We start from the raw sequence: 2,015 nt of genomic DNA, 5'->3' as shown, positions 1-2,015 counted from the left end.
GTACGGCACCTGCGGCCGGACGTCGTCCTCTTGGTTGTGCGCATGCCGTAGATCGACGCCATCCGCGCCACCGAGCAGATCCTGGCCACGCTGGACGAGCCGCCCCGGATCGTCGTGGTGACGACGTTCGAGAACGACTCCTATGTGTACGACGCGCTGCGCGCCGGAGCCGCCGGGTTCCTGCTGAAGCGGGCGGAGGCCGACGCGCTCGTGCAGGCGGTCCGGCTGGTGGCGCGCAGCGACAGCCTGCTGTTCCCGGCGGCCGTCCGCACGCTCGCGACCGAGCACGCACGCGCGCACCCCGCGCCGCCCGCGTGGGTGGCGAAGCTCACGGGACGCGAGCGGGAGGTCCTGCGGCACATGGCGGACGGGCGGACCAACGCGGAGATCGCCCGCCGGATGGAGGTCGGCCCCGCCACGGTGAAATCGCACGTGGCGGCGGTCCTGGCCAAGACGGGCACCCGGGACCGCACGCAGGCGGTCATCGCGGCGTACGAGGCGGGCTTCCTTAAAGCCGGATGAGAAATCGGGACGGGTGGGAACGATCCGCCCCTCCTGGCTCGTCCTCATGTTCGGGATGAACAAGACGATCAGGCGCGCATCGGTCTTCGCGCTGCTCCTTGTGTTCGCTCTGCTGGTCAGGGCGACCTGGGTGCAGTTCTACGACGGCCAGGCGCTCGCAGACGACAAGGACAACCGGCGGAACGCCATCGAGACGTACTCGGCGCCGCTCGGGAACATCATCGTGGGCGGCCGGTCGGTCACCGGCTCGACCCCGACGAAGACAGGCGACCTCAAGTACAAGCGCACATACACGGACGGTGAGCGGTACGCGGCGGTGACCGGCTTCGCCTCGCAGGCGTATGCGCCGACCCAGCTCGAGGGCATCTACACCGACCTCCTGAACGGCACGGACAACCGTCTGAAGTCCGTGATGGACACCGTCACCAACCAGCGGGCCGAACCGGGCAACGTGGTCACCACGGTCGACCCGGACGTGCAGAAGGCGGCGATCGACGCGCTCGGCGACAAGAAGGGCGGCGCCGTCGCCATCGACCCGAAGACCGGGAAGATCCTCGCGGTCGTGTCGACGCCGTCGTACGACCCCTCGTCGCTGACGGACGCCAACACCGCGGGGGTGGCCTGGAAGAAGCTCACGAGCGACCCGGAGAAGCCGCTGACCAACCGTGCGCTGCGGCAGCCGCTGCCGCCCGGCTCGACGTTCAAGCTGGTCGTGGCGGCGGCGGCGCTGGAGGACGGGCTGTACGAGTCGGTGGACGACAAGACCGACAGCCCGGACCCGTACACGCTGCCGGGCACCAGCACGGACCTGTCGAACGAGAACCCGAGCGCGCCCTGCACGAACGCCACGATCCGCACGGCGCTGCAGTACTCGTGCAACAACGTCTTCGCGAAGATGGCCGTCCAGCTCGGCCAGGACAAGGTGAAGGCGATGGCCGAGAAGTTCGGCTTCAACGACGACAAGCTGGATGTGCCGGTCCGGGCCTACACGAGCGTGTACCCGTCGGACATGTACCCGTCGCAGACCGCCCTGACGGGCATCGGCCAGTTCGACGTCACCGCGACCCCGCTGCAGATGGCCATGGTGTCGGCGGCGATCGCCAACGACGGCAAGCTGGTCTCGCCGCACATGGTCTCGCAGATCACCAACAGCGGCGGCGATGTGCTGCAGGACTACGACGACGAGGCGGACTCGAAGGAGATCGTCAGCTCCTCGACCGCCGAGCAGTTGCAGTCGGCGATGCAGACGGTCGTGAACAAGGGCACGGGCTCGAACGCCCAGATCGCGGGCGCGACGGTCGGCGGCAAGACGGGCACCGCCCAGCACGGCGAGAAGAACAGCCAGGTGCCGTACGCCTGGTTCACCTCGTACGGCAAGTCCGACTCGTCGGGCAAGGAGGTCGCCGTGGCGGTCATGGTCGAGCAGTCGAACGCCGCCCGGTCGGAGGTCAGCGGCAACGGCCTGGCGGCGCCGGTCGCCAGGGCGATGATGG

Annotated in this window: 1 protein-coding gene and 1 pseudogene; both read left to right on the top strand. The window is 69.0% G+C overall.

Annotation, left to right across the window (positions count from 1 at the left end; all coding sequences use genetic code 11):
- Positions 1-522: pseudogene (locus ACFTZL_RS44340) on the top strand (LuxR C-terminal-related transcriptional regulator); the annotation flags it as partial.
- Between the two features lie 55 nt (positions 523-577).
- A partial coding sequence (locus tag ACFTZL_RS44335) for a peptidoglycan D,D-transpeptidase FtsI family protein (RefSeq protein WP_382596169.1) occupies positions 578-2,015 on the top strand: 1,438 nt, incomplete at its 3' end.

It is taken from the genome of Streptomyces sp. NPDC056948 (genome assembly GCF_042674225.1).
Classification (GTDB): domain Bacteria; phylum Actinomycetota; class Actinomycetes; order Streptomycetales; family Streptomycetaceae; genus Streptomyces; species Streptomyces purpurascens.
Note: the sequence above shows the minus strand (reverse complement) of the source record. Positions and strands in the feature narration are given on the sequence as shown.